The sequence below is a fragment of the Bacillus sp. Bvel1 genome, from assembly GCF_014872755.1.
Lineage (GTDB): Bacteria > Bacillota > Bacilli > Bacillales > Bacillaceae > Bacillus > Bacillus velezensis.
This window is the reverse complement of sequence record NZ_JAAOBZ010000007.1, coordinates 535,068-547,435: the sequence shown is the minus strand read 5'-3', so window position 1 is coordinate 547,435 and position 12,368 is coordinate 535,068. Positions and strand designations below refer to the sequence as shown.

17 protein-coding genes and 1 riboswitch are annotated in these 12,368 nt (G+C 45.6%); of the genes, 12 read left to right on the top strand and 5 right to left on the bottom strand.

All coding sequences use genetic code 11. The features are described from left to right. The first annotated feature begins 4 nt into the window (after nt 1-4). The 6 genes from comGC to HAP68_RS11890 are packed head-to-tail and all read left to right on the top strand — an operon-like array spanning nt 5 to nt 2,061. Complete coding sequence (gene comGC, locus HAP68_RS11915; protein ID WP_003153087.1) at nt 5-313, top strand: competence type IV pilus major pilin ComGC; 309 nt, start codon at nt 5-7, stop codon at nt 311-313. Next, nucleotides 303-740 (top strand): competence type IV pilus minor pilin ComGD, encoded by a 438-nt coding sequence (gene comGD, locus HAP68_RS11910; RefSeq protein WP_024085600.1) that lies wholly within the window; start codon nt 303-305, stop codon nt 738-740. Before comGC ends, comGD begins: the two co-directional genes overlap by 11 nt. Continuing rightward, nucleotides 724-1,038 carry a competence type IV pilus minor pilin ComGE gene (comGE, locus tag HAP68_RS11905; protein WP_015388003.1) on the top strand — a complete coding sequence of 105 codons (315 nt, stop codon included), beginning with the start codon at nt 724-726 and terminating at the stop codon, nt 1,036-1,038. The genes comGD and comGE overlap by 17 nt, the downstream gene beginning before the upstream one ends. After that, a complete protein-coding gene (comGF, locus tag HAP68_RS11900; protein ID WP_223203779.1) occupies nt 947-1,447 on the top strand; it encodes a competence type IV pilus minor pilin ComGF in 501 nt (166 codons plus the stop codon). The genes comGE and comGF overlap by 92 nt, the downstream gene beginning before the upstream one ends. Further along, complete coding sequence (gene comGG / locus HAP68_RS11895; protein WP_003153092.1) at nt 1,448-1,825, top strand: competence type IV pilus minor pilin ComGG; 378 nt, start codon at nt 1,448-1,450, stop codon at nt 1,823-1,825. A 56-nt stretch (nt 1,826-1,881) separates the two neighbouring features. Further along, a complete protein-coding gene (locus tag HAP68_RS11890; RefSeq protein WP_003153093.1) occupies nt 1,882-2,061 on the top strand; it encodes a YqzE family protein in 180 nt (59 codons plus the stop codon). 39 nt (nt 2,062-2,100) lie between these two features. Here HAP68_RS11890 and HAP68_RS11885 read toward each other — a convergent pair whose 3' ends face one another. Beyond that, complete coding sequence (locus HAP68_RS11885; RefSeq protein ID WP_024085599.1) at nt 2,101-2,430, bottom strand: DUF3889 domain-containing protein; 330 nt, start codon at nt 2,428-2,430, stop codon at nt 2,101-2,103. Nucleotides 2,431-2,689: 259 nt separating this feature from the next. Between HAP68_RS11885 and tapA the strand changes: the two genes are divergently transcribed. From tapA to tasA, 3 genes are all read left to right on the top strand, one after another. After that, on the top strand, nt 2,690-3,361 hold the full coding sequence (gene tapA / locus HAP68_RS11880) for an amyloid fiber anchoring/assembly protein TapA (RefSeq protein WP_024085598.1): 672 nt from the start codon (nt 2,690-2,692) through the stop codon (nt 3,359-3,361). Beyond that, on the top strand, nt 3,333-3,917 hold the full coding sequence (gene sipW, locus HAP68_RS11875) for a signal peptidase I SipW (RefSeq protein WP_003153100.1): 585 nt from the start codon (nt 3,333-3,335) through the stop codon (nt 3,915-3,917). The genes tapA and sipW overlap by 29 nt, the downstream gene beginning before the upstream one ends. A gap of 63 nt (nt 3,918-3,980) precedes the next feature. Beyond that, nucleotides 3,981-4,766 (top strand): biofilm matrix protein TasA, encoded by a 786-nt coding sequence (gene tasA / locus HAP68_RS11870; RefSeq protein WP_015388008.1) that lies wholly within the window; start codon nt 3,981-3,983, stop codon nt 4,764-4,766. A gap of 47 nt (nt 4,767-4,813) precedes the next feature. On the opposite strand, the gene sinR is transcribed toward tasA, so the two are convergent. From sinR to HAP68_RS11850, 4 genes are all read right to left on the bottom strand, one after another. Beyond that, complete coding sequence (sinR, locus tag HAP68_RS11865; RefSeq protein ID WP_003153104.1) at nt 4,814-5,149, bottom strand: transcriptional regulator SinR; 336 nt, start codon at nt 5,147-5,149, stop codon at nt 4,814-4,816. Between the two features lie 33 nt (nt 5,150-5,182). Then, entirely contained in the window at nt 5,183-5,356 is a 174-nt protein-coding gene (gene sinI / locus HAP68_RS11860; RefSeq protein WP_003153105.1) for an anti-repressor SinI, read from the bottom strand. Between the two features lie 176 nt (nt 5,357-5,532). Next, on the bottom strand, nt 5,533-6,327 hold the full coding sequence (locus tag HAP68_RS11855) for a YqhG family protein (protein ID WP_003153106.1): 795 nt from the start codon (nt 6,325-6,327) through the stop codon (nt 5,533-5,535). Between the two features lie 17 nt (nt 6,328-6,344). Beyond that, complete coding sequence (locus HAP68_RS11850; RefSeq protein WP_003153107.1) at nt 6,345-8,015, bottom strand: DEAD/DEAH box helicase; 1,671 nt, start codon at nt 8,013-8,015, stop codon at nt 6,345-6,347. Between the two features lie 144 nt (nt 8,016-8,159). Beyond that, a riboswitch (glycine riboswitch) is annotated at nt 8,160-8,260 on the top strand. A 177-nt stretch (nt 8,261-8,437) separates the two neighbouring features. Here HAP68_RS11850 and gcvT point away from each other — a divergent pair. From gcvT to gcvPB, 3 genes are read left to right on the top strand one after another with little or no spacing between them, the layout of a single operon-like run. After that, nucleotides 8,438-9,538, top strand: coding sequence for a glycine cleavage system aminomethyltransferase GcvT (gcvT, locus tag HAP68_RS11845; RefSeq protein ID WP_024085597.1), 1,101 nt, complete (start codon nt 8,438-8,440; stop codon nt 9,536-9,538). A gap of 14 nt (nt 9,539-9,552) precedes the next feature. Continuing rightward, nucleotides 9,553-10,899 (top strand): aminomethyl-transferring glycine dehydrogenase subunit GcvPA, encoded by a 1,347-nt coding sequence (gene gcvPA, locus HAP68_RS11840; RefSeq protein ID WP_015388010.1) that lies wholly within the window; start codon nt 9,553-9,555, stop codon nt 10,897-10,899. Further along, the gene (gene gcvPB / locus HAP68_RS11835; RefSeq protein ID WP_024085596.1) at nt 10,892-12,367 is read left to right on the top strand and encodes an aminomethyl-transferring glycine dehydrogenase subunit GcvPB; all 1,476 of its coding nucleotides are present in this window, start codon (nt 10,892-10,894) and stop codon (nt 12,365-12,367) included. The genes gcvPA and gcvPB overlap by 8 nt, the downstream gene beginning before the upstream one ends. Nucleotide 12,368 lies beyond the last annotated feature (1 nt).

Below are 12,368 nucleotides of genomic sequence, written 5' to 3'. Positions count from 1 at the left end.
GGGAGTGCTTCGGCTGAAAAATCAAGATGGATTTACTTTAATTGAAATGCTGATCGTTTTATTTATCGTTTCCATTCTGCTTTTAATCACCATTCCTAACGTTACAAAACATAATCAAAGCATTCAGCATAAAGGCTGTGAAGGACTGCAGAATATGGTGAAAGCCCAAGTGACGGCGTACGAAATCGACCATGAAGGTAAAATGCCGGATATGAACGATTTACAATCAGAGGGGTATATCAAAAAGAATACAGCCTGCCCGAATGGTAAACAGATCTTAATTAGTGGCGGAGAAGTTACAGTTGAACAATAACAGGCGGACAGAAAACGGGTTTACCCTTCTTGAAAGCCTGGTTGTGTTAAGCCTGGCGTCCGTCCTGCTGACGGTTTTGTTCACGACGGTTCCGCCGGTCTGCACCCACCTTGCCGTGCGGCAAAAAACAGAACAGCTTCAAAAAGATATTCAGCTTGCGCAGGAAACGGCTATCGCAGAACATAAAAGAACAAAAATCACTTTTCTTCCAAAAGAGCATAAATACAAACTGCAGTCAGGCGGTAGGATTGTCGAGCGTTCTTTTGATTCATTTCACATTACACTTGTGACTTTACCGGAGAGCCTTGAATTTAACGAAAAAGGCCATCCGAATTCGGGAGGAAAGATTCGATTGAAGAGCGCCGGGTTCACCTATGAGATCACAGTTTACTTAGGGAGCGGAAATGTCCATGCTAAACGGAAATAAAGGGTTCTCTACTATTGAAACACTATCAGCAATGGCCATTTGGCTGTTCCTTATGACGTCTATCATTCCGGTCTGGACGGGCATGCTGACAGACGGTCTGAAAATAGAAGATCGCCAGGAAGCGTACCAGCTTCTTCAGAAACATATCAGCACTTATATGATGACCGGAAAAAAGCCGCCGTCTCCCGGTGTGAAGTGGAAGGAGGATGGTGAGTATTACAAAGTGTGTGCGGCTGACCGCGGCGAAAAAGAAATGTGCCTCAGCATTCTCAAAACAGACTGGCTTTACGCTTCTTAATGTTTTGTTCTCCTTGGCAGTCTGTCTTTTCCTATCAGGCACCCTGGGCCCGATTTTACATCTGTTTTTATCAAACCGGACCGATAACGGCGGATTAGACAGCCGGGAGCATCAAATTGCCGTTCAGCAGATCATGAACGAATGTAAACAGGCTGAGACTGTGAAGCCGGCGGACGGCGGATTGGCGTTAGCATGCCGGAAAACAGGGGGCGAAGAAGTGCGTTTTGAAATTTATCATAAGATGATAAGGAAAAGAGTAAACGGAAAAGGCCACGTGCCGATCCTGCAAAACGCGGCATCATTAACGGCTGATGTGAAAAACGGCCTGCTCTTATTAGAGATCTCAAGCGTTACAGGTAAAAAGAATCAGGCGGTCATTCCGGTTTACAGCTCTTTAAAAGGTGATTAAATGTACAAATCTGACGGTTTTATCTATCCCGCGGTTCTGTTTGTTTCTGCCGCAGTTTTACTTGTCATCAGCTATACTTCATCTGATTTCATCACCCGAAAAACATTTGCGAAAGAGGCCGGGGAGTACTGGATCGGAGAGAATCTGCTCCAAAACGGCGCGCTGCTGTCAAGCCGCCATATGACACAGGGACAAAAGGTCCAAACTGGTACACAGCGTTTTCCGTACGGAACTGTTTCCTTCCGCATCACCGGGAGTAATCGCCGGGAAACGGTTCAGGTTACAATTCAGGCCGAAACAGTGTCAGGCACGAGACGGGAGGCTCACCTTTTGTTCGATCAGAAGAAGAAACAGCTGATTCAATGGACGGAAGTATAAAAAAGAGGCGGCGGGACAACACTTCATAGTAAAGACAGCACTATGAGGTGAGAGCCGTGAAAACAAATGATTATGTAAAATATATGACTGAGCAATTCGTTAAATATTTCGATACGCCGAAACAGGAACGGAGAGAGCGAAAAGAAGTGCGGAAAGAAAAGAAAGTGCCGGCTTCTCAGCACTGGTTCGGAATATTGCCGTACAGTTTTAAGCTGTGGATGCAGCGGAAAAAATAAAGCGAATCACACGAAAGGTCCTCCTGTATCAGGAGGGCCTTATTGGTATTCCTCAATGACGGCAATTTTATTTACCTTTTGGCTGTAGGGATTAAAAGAAATCGTAACAAACACACCAAATTCTTTTGCGCCATCCCGCAATGTCAAGTGGTATTGTTTGACTGCTTCGTCCGTTCTTTTCCGGTCCCACACCTTTTGAATAAATAACGTTTGGGCGAGCGGATACCTTTTTTTAGCTTCTTTTTCTGCTAACTTTTCCCATTTTGATTTATGGTGAACAGCATAATAAGGCACCGTTTTCGCCTGAGCTGTTCCTGAAACCCCGAAAACAAGAAGAGAAAGGCAAATCAGACTTTGTGTGATCATCATTCTTCGTCCTTTCGCTGTATATACTTTCCATTTTGTGCTAGGCACCTCGTTATTTTCTCACGTTTTATTAGAAAAAATTCCAAAAAGGTGTGTAATTTGAAGCAAAACGATGTTTTTGAAAGATACGATTCTCAAAAACGAACAAATTGACCGATTTTGACATTTTTCAAGACGATAATCCTTGATTATACTTTGTTCATGAAGTTCTTTAAAGAGAACGGTTGTCATATTTATTAACAGTTTTTACAGGGGGTAAGGCATGTTCCGATTGTTGCGAATGGAAAAAAAGGGCAAGGTGAGATGGCGGATGATGCTATTTTTACGGCTTTCGTTCATTTTTTGCCTGTCCGTGACGATATGTGCTCAGTTCACAGGTGATACAAGTTCCTCCTTCAATGATGTGAAAAGCTTCAGTCTCCCGGTTCAAACGTGCGGAGATTTTCAATATACGGATGACGATTGCCGTTATGACGAACGCTGGGATCAGAGTGATTTACATATAACAAATCAAACTGATACGTCAGGCACCGTGTGTGCGCCGCTTCAACTCTATGCCGAGCTGGAGAATAAGGGAAAAGAGCGGACTGTTTCTGACTGGAAATGGGAGCTCCATAAAATCACTTCTCAGCAGCAGCCTTTACGAAACGGCAATGTTGTGGATAAAGGGCTTATTACTGATAAAAAAAGCAAAACGATTTTTAAAATTGAGTCAAAGCGGTCTTTGCAGCCGGGCATATACGCATTCAAGATTTACAAGCCTGAAGGGTATCCGGCGGACGAAGAACAATTTGAGTGGTCAAAACCGATGAAACTCGTCAAATGCCGGGAACAGGCAACCGTTTCCGATCTGAAGAAAACGGAGAAAGAGCCGGCTGAGCCGGTAAAAGAAAGCGGGGAAGAACATGAAAAAAACGCTGAAACTGATCAGTAATATTTTGTATGCCGTCATCTTCAGCCTGATTATTGTGCTGACGTTAACGGTGATTTCGACCCGGGCTTCCGGGGGTGAGCCGGCCATCTTCGGCTATACGCTGAAATCCGTGCTGTCGGGTTCAATGGACCCGGAATTTAAGACGGGTTCGCTCATAGCGGTAAAGAAAATTTCTGACGTGAATGACTTAAAAAAAGGGGATGTGATCACCTTTACGCAAGATGACGGAACAGCCGTCACACACAGAATAATCGGGATCACAAAAAAGGACGGGAACCTGCTGTTTGAGACAAAAGGGGACCATAATGCCGCCCCGGATGCCGCCCCCGTTCAAGCTGAAAAAGTGGCGGCCCAGTATACGGGATATCAGCTTCCGTATGCGGGATATGTCATACATTTGGCAAGCCAGCCGATCGGAACGGCGATTCTGTTAATCGTTCCCGGCGTCATGCTTTTGATTTACTCAATAACAGTCATCGTCAGCGCCCTCCGCGATATTGAGCGGAAAACGAAAGCGCTGGAAGAACATGCGAAAAAGAGAACCATCTCCACATGAATACGGTTGCAACCTGGCGACAGGATTTGATAACAAAAAATAAAAAGTAAGGGGAGTACAAACATGGGTATGAAAAAGAAATTAAGCTTGGGCGTTGCCTCTGCCGCACTCGGTTTAGCATTAGTAGGAGGAGGCACATGGGCCGCATTTAATGATGTGAAGTCGACGGACGCTACATTTGCGTCAGGAACACTTGATTTATCGGCTAAAGAACAATCAGCCAATGTCAATTTGTCAAACTTAAAACCAGGTGATAAATTGACGAAAGATTTTGAATTCAGAAACAACGGTTCACTTGCCATTAAAGAAGTGCTGATGGCTTTGAATTTTACTGACTTTAAAGGAGCAAAGAAAGGAAATGAATCTGCGGAGGATTTCCTCAGCCAGTTTGAAATTACGGTTCTGACAGTCGGTAAAGAAGGGGGCAACGGCTATCCTAAAAATATCATTTTAAAGGCGGCCAGCCTGAAAGACTTATACTTAATGTCAACAAAGCAGGATAAAGCAGCTGCCGAGGCGATCAGCAAGCACATTGATCCGAAATTCCTGAGCGAGAGCGGAAAAGTCAATGTGGCAACCATTAACGGCAAAACAGCTCCTGAGTACGACGGAGTTCCGAAAACGCCTGCTGATTATGACCAGGTGAGAATGGAAATCCAATTTAAAAATGACACCGCAAAAACTGCGGACGGATTAAGTGTGCAAAACAAGTTCCAAGGCAATTCGATTTCTCTTCAATTCTCTTTTGAAGCCACGCAATGGAACGGCTTGACTATTAAGAAAGATCATACGGATAAAGACGGTTACGTCAAGGAAAATGAAAAGGCTCACAGTGAGGATAAAAACTAATCCGAAAGTCGGACAGTTAAAAGAGGAGTTGTGCACATATGGCGGCACTACTCCTCTTTTTGCGCTTTTCTCCATTTTTGATAATCTAAAAATTCACGAAATTGTTTTTTTGATACCCCGGATGTCATCGCATCGCGAACTAATTTCTCCCATTCACTATCTAATTGACCATCGTATTCGGTTTCATGTTTTTCATCAAGTAAAGTATGAACCGAGACGTCCAGAACAGCGGAGACTTTTTCGAGAAATTGAATGGAGGGGTTCGTCTGTAAATTTCGTTCTATTGAGCTTAAATAAGACTTCGCTACCCCAGCTTTTTCAGCTAGTTCTGATAGTGAGTAGCCTTTTTCTTTTCGGTATTGTTTAATACGCTGGCCAATCAATGTCATCACCTTCCTTGTGATATTATAGCACATTCAGAAAGGATTTACGGTATGACTTCTGGCTGCCTGGATATGTTGAGAAGACTTTTTATGCGAAAGCAGGTATTTGCGTATTTCTTCTAGGCTGATATTTGCTTTTTGGGCTTCTAATATCAGCTCAACCCATTCCTTATCTAATTGCGAAAATTCCATTTTTGCATTTTTCATGCATTTTCTCCTCCTAAAATACTTGTTTATGTATTTCAGCCAATCCGCCCATGACCTTATCTTTACATGTCTGGAAGTGATTCATCGCATGCGAAACGCCAGAAATTTTTTCTATATACTTTTATTATAATATAGAATTTCCAGAAAAAACGGGAAAGGTGTCGAATGGATAACGCTTATCCAGAAAAATTACTTTGCAGGAAAAATAAACCGCCGTTTTCAATCTGAATGTGAATTTTCGGCTGATATAAGGCTTTCAGCGCTTGTTTTTCCAAATGGTATTCCTCAGGTTTTTCTTCTGTCTGCTCATAAAACTGATCGAGCAGCCTGAGGTCCTTTTTCCATCTGGCGATCGCGCTGTCAGCCCAGTCTGACGGCTCTTTGGAGGCAGCGTCTTTTAAGTAATGCTCCATCCTTTTAATCCCGCTTTCCGGCTTAATCATCGGCGATATGGTAAAGCAATAGTCTGATATTTGCGAGGTCAGCGGAAGCGGTGCAAGCTTCTGCTGAAACCCTTCTATAATTGTTCCAGAAACAAGATGCAGGCCTAAAGACAAAAGTCTGTCTTTTTTCATGTCGGATTGGTATGAAATCACTACATTTAATCCAAGCCAGGGCTGAAGCGGCACTCTGGCTCCGGCTGATACAATTTTCTCATATATTCTTGTAAATCTCCCATTTTGTTTAACTGCTTGAAAGATTTGAAAGAGGCGCGGGGCTCCAAAGTAAATAAACTCGCCGTCCATATCCTCCGGAGCCGTTTCTTTATCAGTGATGAACGTAATCTTCATCGGGTTCGGTTCGCCGCCCGTTTTTTCACGCCAATGCCAATAAAACGGACGGTTCATAATTTGTTTGTCCATCTCGACCGTCAACTGAACCGTCATAAAACCCGGCCCGTGTTCTGTAATCGGGCAGTGGTTCGCTTCAAAAAAGCGCAGTAAAAATTGGTGAACCTCCTGCTGTCTCATGTCGCGCTTCCTCCTTTTTAAGAGCCTTTTTTTCTGGCGGGCTTTTCCGTACCGTACGACAGAAAAGAGGTGAGATTGTCCATTTTGATTCTCATTTCCTCCTCTGTCAGCGAATGGCATAAAATATCATGCAAATGGTCTTCAAAATTGCTCACTTTGATTTTTGTTAAAATGTCATCTAATTCTCCGACGACATTTTCAAATAAATGAATTTTGTCATACAGAAGTTTTAAGATATGCTCTTCCACCGTATGTTTTGTCGCCATATTGTAGATATGGACATCTCTTTCCTGACCGAGTCTGTGAATCCTTCCGATTCTTTGTTCAAGCCGCATCGGGTTCCACGGGAGGTCATAATTGATAATATGGTTGCAGAATTGCAGGTTGATCCCTTCGCCTCCGGCTTCTGTAGCGATCAGCACCTGCACTTTGCCGCGGAAGAGATCCTTCATCCAGTCTTTTTTTCCGCGTTTAAATCCGCCTCTGAACGGAACGGAGCTTATGCCGTTCTGCTGAAGGAACCATTGCAGGTAAATCTGTGTCGCCCTGTATTCAGTAAAAATAATGACTTTATCATTAATCTTTTGGATCAAGTCAACAACTTGAATCGCTTTTGAGTTTTGCGTGACTTGATTGATGCGGTCCATTAAATTAGCGATCGTCTGTTCATCGAATGCGGGCGCTTGTTTGTCTTTTTGGTCAAGCATTTTTTTGAGCGTCATATACACGGCTTCTCTGCTTGAACAGCACTCTCTTTGCAGCGTCATAATGGAAAATGCGCTGGCGGGCTTTTCCGTGCCGTTTTTCAGTGCGGCAATGTCATCGTAAAGCGCCTGTTCCGTCGGTGAAAAGGTGATCGGCACTGTTTCCACGTGGCGCTTCGTCCATGTAAGGCCGGTGTCGCTCCGCGTGTTGCGGATCATCACCTTATTGACGAGTTCTTTCAAATGCTCATGAGCGTCAATCCCGTCCTTCTGATTGAAGGTTTCTTGAAATCCGCTTTCATTTCCTAAATGGCCGGGCTTTAACAGTGACACTAAATTGAAGATTTCTTCGATCCGGTTTTGAATCGGCGTCGCCGTCAGAAGCAGGCAGTATTTCTTCACAAGACTTCTCGCAAATTCATAATTTTTCGTTTTGCTGTTTTTGAGCTTGTGCGCCTCGTCAATAATGACGAGATCATACGGAATAGAAAGGACAATGTCTTTGTGAGGGGAGCGTTTGGCCGTATCAATAGAAGAAACGACGATATCGCACTGTTCCCACACATAGCTTTTCTTCTGTTCAACAGCGGGTATTAAAAACTTCTCCTGAAGCTCTTTCACCCACTGGGAAACGAGTGATGCCGGCACAAGAATCAGGATTTTTTTGGCCAGCCCGCGAATCATATATTCTTTTAAAATCAGGCCCGCTTCCACCGTTTTTCCGAGCCCCACTTCATCAGCCAAAATCGCCTTGCCGTTCATTTTTTCAACGACTTTCTGCGCGACCTCAAGCTGATGGGGAAGCGGAGTGAAATCGGGCAGGTATAAAGGAGCTCTCAACCCTTCAAATTCAGGAATGGCAAGGGTCTGCTGGACTTCAGCCGACAGTTTGTACAGCTCCCAATTTGACCAGGGACCGTCCGTTTTCAGCCGCTCAGAAAACTCTCCCGGCCAGTTTGCATCAAATATGATCTCTGCTGTCATTTGTAACAAAACCGCCTTTCTTTTAAAAAACTGATTTATCATAATTTTTGTTGCCGGACGTAAATGAGGGTGGTAGGATATAAGTAATGATTTCACTAAAAGATATTGCTTTAGTATGTCCATAAAATTGGTAAATATGAGCGAATGACAGCAAGGGGAGAGACTCGGACGAAAGATGGGCGTCCGGGCGCCGAAGGAGCAAACTGCGGAGTGAATCTCTCAGGCAAAAGAACTCTTGCTCGACGCAACTCTGGAGAGTGTCTGCACTTAGAAGAAGCAGGCCACCAAAGGGGACGTCTTTATGATATGTTCATAAAGTAAACTTTCAGGTGCCGGGACAGAGAAACCTTCATTTTCATGAGGTGTTTCTCTGTCCTTTTTTATATGTTTTTACAAGCGCCAATGACTGAAGGGGGAAGATGATGCTGAAACGAACACCGCTTTATGATGTGTATAAAGAATACGGCGGAAAAACGATTGATTTTGGAGGATGGGAGCTGCCGGTTCAATTTTCTTCTATTAAAGAGGAGCATGAAGCCGTCCGCACAAAAGCGGGCCTGTTTGATGTGTCTCATATGGGGGAAGTTGAAGTATCCGGTAAAGACGCCCTGTCTTTTCTGCAAAAAATGATGACAAATGACGTTGCCGATTTAAAGCCGGGAAACGCGCTTTATACCGCCATGTGCTATCCTGACGGCGGTACGGTCGATGATTTGCTGATCTATCAGAAAAGCGAGAGCTGCTATCTGCTCGTGATAAACGCGTCTAATATTGAAAAAGACATCGCCTGGCTGACGGAACATGAGGAAGGCGACGTCACGCTGACGAATCAGTCTGACCGGATTTCACTGCTTGCCGTTCAGGGGCCGAATGCTCAGTCGGTTCTTGCGAAGCTGACTGAATGTGATTTGTCCTCCTTAAAGCCGTTTGCATTTATTGACGAGGCGGACGTTGCCGGACGCCAAGTCCTGCTTTCAAGAACGGGCTATACCGGTGAAGACGGGTTTGAGTTATATTGCCGCAATGAAGATGCGGTTCATCTATTTAAGGAGATACTTGCAGCGGGAGAGCATGAAGGCCTCGTTCCGTGCGGCCTCGGAGCCCGTGATACGCTGAGATTTGAAGCGAAGCTTGCTTTATACGGTCAGGAATTGACGAAAGATATTACACCGATTGAAGCCGGAATCGGATTTGCCGTGAAACACAAGAAAGATTCCGATTTTTTCGGGAAATCTGTATTGCGTGAACAGAAAGAAAAAGGAGCCCCGCGAAAGCTGGTCGGACTTGAGATGATTGAAAAAGGGATTCCGAGACACGGGTACGCCGTGAAAAAAGACGGTGTTCCGATCGGGGAAGTCACGACAGGTACGCAATCTCCGACTTTAAAGAAAAATATCGGTCTTGCCTTAATCAAAACGGAATTCAGTGAAGTCGGAACGGAAGTAGAAGTGGAAATCCGTAAAAAAACGGTAAGAGCGAAGATTGTCCGCACACCGTTTTATAAACGTCCAAAACAGAGCTGAAAAAGGAGAGTCATATGAAGCATCGATATTTGCCCGCGACAGAACAGGATAAAAAAGAAATGCTGAAAGCCATCGGCGCAGAAACAATTGATGAACTGTTTGCCGATATTCCGGAAGATGTGAGGTTTCAAAAAGACTACCAAATTAAAAAAGCAAAATCTGAAACGGAGCTGACGAGAGAGCTGACAAAGCTTGCGGCGAAAAATAAGGACGCTGTTACATATGCGTCTTTTCTGGGCGCAGGAGTGTACGATCACTACCAGCCGATCATCGTCGATCATGTGATATCCCGATCAGAGTTTTACACGGCATATACGCCTTACCAGCCTGAAATCTCACAAGGGGAGCTGCAGGCGATTTTTGAATTTCAAACAATGATCTGTGAATTAACGGGAATGGATATCGCAAACTCCTCTATGTACGACGGGGGAACGGCGCTTGCGGAAGCGGCGATGCTTGCGTCGGGACATACAAAAAAGAAAAAAATCGTCATTTCCGCAGCCGTTCATCCGGAATCACGGGATGTTTTGAAAACATACGCAAAGGGCCAATATATTGAGGTTGTAGAGGTGCCCGCGAAAAACGGCGTTACAGATCTTGAAGCATTGGAACATGCCGTTTGTGATGAGACGGCCGCCGTGATCGTTCAGTATCCGAACTTCTTCGGACAAATCGAGCCGTTAAAGGACATTGAGCCGCTCGCACATAAAGGAAACAGCCAGCTGATTGTTTCTTCAAACCCGCTCGCGCTCGGTATTTTGACACCGCCCGGGGCATACGGAGCTGATATTGTCGTCGGAGACGCGCAGCCTTTCGGCATACCTGCGGCGTTCGGCGGCCCGCACTGCGGCTATTTTGCAGTAACGAAAAAACTGATGAGAAAGGTGCCGGGCCGGCTTGTCGGCCAAACGGAGGATGAAAACGGGCGAAGAGGTTTTGTTCTCACCCTTCAGGCGCGCGAGCAGCATATCAGAAGAGACAAAGCCACGTCTAACATTTGTTCAAATCAGGCGCTGAATGCTTTAGCGGCTTCAGTCGCGATGACGGCGCTCGGAAAAAACGGCGTCAAAGACATGGCCCGCCAAAATATATTGAAAGCTGATTACGCGAGACGCCAAGCGGAAAAAGCCGGCTTGCACGTAGCATTTGACGGCCCGATATTTAATGAATTTGCCGTCAGGCTGAATCTTCCCGTTAAGGAAGCAAACCGGCGGCTCCTGCAAGACGGCATCATCGGCGGATATGACTTAGGTCTTGCGTATCCGGAACTGGATCAGCATATGCTGATTGCCGTCACAGAGCTGAGAACGAAAGAAGAGATCGATTCGCTTATTGCGGGATTGGGGGATCAACATGAATAATCAAGATCAGGCGCTTATTTTTGAAATGTCCCGCGAAGGGCGTGTCGGTTACAGCCTTCCGGAGCTTGATGTGCCGGAAACAGAGCTTGAAAGCCTTCTTCCCGGTGACTATATCCGCGATGAAGACGCAAAGCTGCCGGAAGTATCAGAGCTCGATATTATGCGGCATTATACCGCTCTTTCCAAGAGGAACCACGGAGTTGATTCAGGCTTTTATCCGCTCGGCTCCTGTACGATGAAATACAATCCGAAATTAAATGAAAAGATTGCCCGGTTCGCAGGTTTTTCCGCTATTCATCCGCTTCAGGACGAGGACACGGTTCAGGGGGCGCTTGAGCTTTTATACGATTTAAGCGGACACTTGGAGGAGATTACGGGCATGGACGAGGTGACGCTGCAGCCTGCGGCGGGCGCTCACGGCGAATGGACCGGCCTGATGATGATCCGCGCCTACCACGAAGCGCGGGGAGACTTCGGACGGACGAAGGTGATTGTCCCTGATTCAGCCCACGGTACGAATCCGGCATCCGCCACGGTCGCCGGTTTTGAAACGATTACCGTTAAGTCAAATGAGCACGGGCTGGTTGACATTGAAGATTTGAAAAGAGCGGTAAACGAAGAAACAGCGGCGCTGATGCTGACGAATCCGAACACCCTCGGGTTATTTGAAGAAAACATTACGGAAATGGCTGAAATCGTCCATCAGGCCGGCGGAAAGCTTTATTATGACGGAGCGAATTTAAATGCCGTTTTAAGTAAAGCAAGACCGGGAGATATGGGATTTGACGTCGTTCACCTTAATCTGCATAAAACATTTACCGGGCCGCACGGCGGGGGAGGACCGGGCTCAGGGCCGGTCGGAGTGAAAAAAGAATTCATTCCGTATCTGCCGAAACCCGTTCTCACGAAAAAAGAGGGCCGTTTGACTTTTGATTATGACCGGCCGCAGTCGATCGGGCGCGTAAAACCTTATTACGGCAACTTCGGCATTAATGTCAGAGCCTACACGTATATCCGTTCCATGGGGCCTGACGGCTTAAAAGCTGTGACCGAAAACGCGGTTTTAAATGCAAATTATATGATGAGAAGACTCGCGCCTTATTATGATCTCCCGTTTGACCGTCATTGCAAGCATGAATTTGTGTTATCGGGAAGAAAGCAGAAAAAGCTCGGCGTAAGAACGCTTGATATTGCCAAACGGCTTTTGGATTTCGGCTATCATCCGCCGACTGTGTATTTTCCTCTCAATGTTGAAGAAAGCATCATGATCGAACCGACGGAAACGGAATCGAAGGAAACGCTTGATGCGTTTATAGATGCCATGATTCAAATTGCGCGGGAAGCGGAGGAATCGCCTGAAATCGTTCAGGAGGCGCCGCATACAACAGTTGTCAAAAGAATGGATGAAACCAAGGCGGCAAGAAAGCCGGTTTTAAAATACGAACGTACACCTGACGTCAGCCGCTGAC

Bases quoted from the DNA above. Each gene is read 5' to 3' on its own strand.
- comGE (WP_015388003.1), top strand. From the start codon at position 724: ATGCTAAACGGAAATAAAGGGTTCTCTACTATTGAAACACTATCAGCA.
- comGF (WP_223203779.1), top strand. From the start codon at position 947: ATGGTGAGTATTACAAAGTGTGTGCGGCTGACCGCGGCGAAAAAGAAA.
- comGG (WP_003153092.1), top strand. From the start codon at position 1,448: ATGTACAAATCTGACGGTTTTATCTATCCCGCGGTTCTGTTTGTTTCT.
- HAP68_RS11885 (WP_024085599.1), bottom strand. From the start codon at position 2,430: ATGATGATCACACAAAGTCTGATTTGCCTTTCTCTTCTTGTTTTCGGG.
- tapA (WP_024085598.1), top strand. From the start codon at position 2,690: ATGTTCCGATTGTTGCGAATGGAAAAAAAGGGCAAGGTGAGATGGCGG.
- sipW (WP_003153100.1), top strand. From the start codon at position 3,333: ATGAAAAAAACGCTGAAACTGATCAGTAATATTTTGTATGCCGTCATC.
- tasA (WP_015388008.1), top strand. From the start codon at position 3,981: ATGGGTATGAAAAAGAAATTAAGCTTGGGCGTTGCCTCTGCCGCACTC.
- sinI (WP_003153105.1), bottom strand. From the start codon at position 5,356: ATGAAAAATGCAAAAATGGAATTTTCGCAATTAGATAAGGAATGGGTT.
- HAP68_RS11855 (WP_003153106.1), bottom strand. From the start codon at position 6,327: ATGAGACAGCAGGAGGTTCACCAATTTTTACTGCGCTTTTTTGAAGCG.
- HAP68_RS11850 (WP_003153107.1), bottom strand. From the start codon at position 8,015: ATGACAGCAGAGATCATATTTGATGCAAACTGGCCGGGAGAGTTTTCT.
- gcvT (WP_024085597.1), top strand. From the start codon at position 8,438: ATGCTGAAACGAACACCGCTTTATGATGTGTATAAAGAATACGGCGGA.
- gcvPA (WP_015388010.1), top strand. From the start codon at position 9,553: ATGAAGCATCGATATTTGCCCGCGACAGAACAGGATAAAAAAGAAATG.
- gcvPB (WP_024085596.1), top strand. From the start codon at position 10,892: ATGAATAATCAAGATCAGGCGCTTATTTTTGAAATGTCCCGCGAAGGG.